The 2,613-nt window shown below is 66.2% G+C and carries 2 protein-coding genes; both read right to left on the bottom strand.

The genetic code is table 11. From position 1 onward, the window contains the following. Positions 1-1,617, bottom strand: a 1,617-nt coding sequence (locus ACLP25_RS24420) for a WD40 repeat domain-containing protein (RefSeq protein ID WP_442471715.1), incomplete at its 3' end; no start/stop codon positions are given. 363 nt (positions 1,618-1,980) lie between these two features. Then, positions 1,981-2,613: ABC transporter ATP-binding protein (locus tag ACLP25_RS24415; protein WP_442471714.1), on the bottom strand; the 633-nt coding region annotated here is incomplete at its 5' end.

Below are 2,613 nucleotides of genomic sequence, written 5' to 3'. Positions count from 1 at the left end.
TTGTAAGATCGTCTTGACGCCTTCGGCGGAAAGGAGGCCGAAAAGAGGGTCTTGGGCGCCAAAGACGAAACCGTCGCCGCAGCGCCGGATGTCCATGGTCGTGTTATCGCTCACGGCAATGTCTTCGCCCTTGCGGCGGCCGTCCACCTGGAATTGGCGAAGAAGGTTGGGTGTTGGCCCGTGGAAATACGGCTGCGCCATCGTCCCCACGAGCGTCTGGCCGTCGCGCGACCACGCGATGCCGAAAAAATTCCAGCCCTTCAGGTCGGCAGTATCTGCGCTGGCGAGCCGCGCCATCGTCTTTGCGGAAAGAATCGACACCGAGGCCGTGTCGCTGTAGCTGACGGCGACGCGCGCGCCGGACGGGTCGATCGCGACGCGAATGGGATGCTTACCGTCGGGCGCGGCGCGCCTGGCCGCCAGCTTCAGGTCGGACCCGTAGCGGCGCAATCGGCCGTCCTCGCTCGTTGCGATCAAGGCGCCGTCGGGCGTGAAGGCGAGGCTGTCGACGGGGCCGCCGTATTTGCGGTCGGCGATCAATTCCGCGCCGGTCCCGGTGTCGAGCACGCGCACGCCGGCGCTGTAGAGCCCGACCGCGACGCGCCGCCCGTCGCCAGAAAAGGCGATATCGGAAATAGCGTCCTCGAATGCGCCAAAGCGGCGTAGTACGCCGTCGGACAGGTGGACGAGCGTGAGGCTCTGCTTTCCGGTCTTATCCCACGCTGCGTCCCATCCGCCGGCGGCAAGCAGCTGCCCGTCCGGCGACAGCGCCGTCGCATAAACCTTTCCCGCGTTCCCGTCCCCGATCGGCAGGCGGATGACGCGCTTGAGCGCGCCATCGGGCAGAGACCAGACCCGCACCGTCTTGTCGGCGGAGGCGGTTGCGAGCAGCGAGCAGGCGGCGTCGACGCCGATGCGAAAAATCGGCCCCGTGTGCATGCCCGCCTCGATGCGCAGGAACGGGCGCTGATCGGGGCAGGCCTTGATCGCGTCGGCGAGCGCGGCGCTCCCGAGCCCGTCGATGGGGCCCTTGTAGCAGTGGGCGTCGTTCAGCCGCTGCTCGAGCGCCTTGATCTCGTCGGCGCTCGGACGGGACGAATCGACGTCGGCCGCGTCGGCGGGGACAAGGCTCAGAATAGTGGCGAAGCTTATCGCCGCAACCGCCGCATGACAATATCTCCAAAGCGAGTCAAGAGAAATTGCGTAAACTTGGCCGTCACGCCCCAGCGCGATCGGGACGCGGATAACGCGCTCGAACATGCCGCCGGGCAGCGACCAGAGCCGGACGGTCTTGTCGTCGGACCCGGTCACAAGCAGCGAGCAGTCCGCGTCGACAGAGAACGTTTCAATCGTCGACGTGTGCTCGCCAGTCTCGATGCGCAAAAATGGCTGCTGTGTGGGGCAGTCGCTCTGCGCGATGTCGAGCGCTTCGCTCGTTTTCCCGTCGATCGGGCCCGCGTAGCGGCCACTGTCTGTCAGGCGCTGCTGAAGCGTCCGAATTTGGTCAAGACTTTGTTCGTCCGCGGCGAGGGCGCGCGCTGGGTTTGCGGTCGCGGCGAAGCTTCCCGCCGCGACCGCCGCTTGCGAGAAGCGCTTAATAGAACGAAAAGGAAACATTTTCGTCCTCCGCCAGGATCCTCGGAAACACAGTGCCAGGTTTTGTTCTAGTGTGCCAGTGTGTTTGCCGTCGCTGTGTTTGGAAGCATTTCGGCGCACATAAGCTGCCGCCTCCCGGCCAATCCGGTTGGCTTGTCCGGGATCAACTGGGCCGGTACGGCAATCAATGGTACACGGACTTCCGCTTCGGGCGGGTTCTGCACCTACGGGCAATGCCCGCTTTCCTTCCCAATCTGCGCCTACAAGGCGGCAATCTGCAACGGCAGCTTCACGTCGAGTCCGGTCCGTCGGCGTAGGACCCACGCGCCAAATTTCGCGCGCCAGCGCAGGCAGCCCCGCGCGTCGACGCCAACACCAGCCCCCCTACAACGCCGCCCCATCCCCGCCGAACAGATGCGCCTGCGCCTCGTTGAGCGCGAGGCCGACGGGTTGGCCGGGTCGCGCGGTCAGCGCGCCGTCGCCCTGAACGATTACCTGGCCTGCGGGTGTCTCGACATAGACGATCGTCGCGTTGCCCAGGTGCTCGACGACTGAAACGGCGCCGGGCAGCGCGGAGGCCGGATCGCCCGGATCGACGAAGCGGAAGTGCTCGGGCCGGACGCCGAGTTCGACGGCGCCTTGCGGTAGAGCGCCGTTGCGGACGGGGACGCGCGCCGCGCCTCCGCCGGGCAGCGCGACGCGCGCGACCCCCGCCTCGGCGCCCGCGATGTCGACAGCAACAAAGTTCAAGCTCGGCGAGCCGATGAAGGCCGCGACGAACATGTAGGCCGGGCTGTTGTAAAGATCGAGCGGCGAGCCGACCTGCGACACAGCGCCCTTGTCGAGCACGACGATGAGGTCGGCCAGCGTCATGGCCTCGGTCTGGTCGTGGGTGACGTAGATCATCGTCGTGCGAAGGTCGGCGTGCAGCTTCGCCAGCTCGAAACGCATCTGCACCCTGAGCTTGGCGTCCAGGTTCGACAGAGGCTCGTCGAACAGGAAGACCTCGGGCTTGCG

Source organism: Roseiarcus sp. (genome assembly GCF_052145395.1).
Taxonomy (GTDB): Bacteria; Pseudomonadota; Alphaproteobacteria; order Rhizobiales; family Beijerinckiaceae; genus Roseiarcus.
Note: the sequence above shows the minus strand (reverse complement) of the source record. Positions and strands in the feature narration are given on the sequence as shown.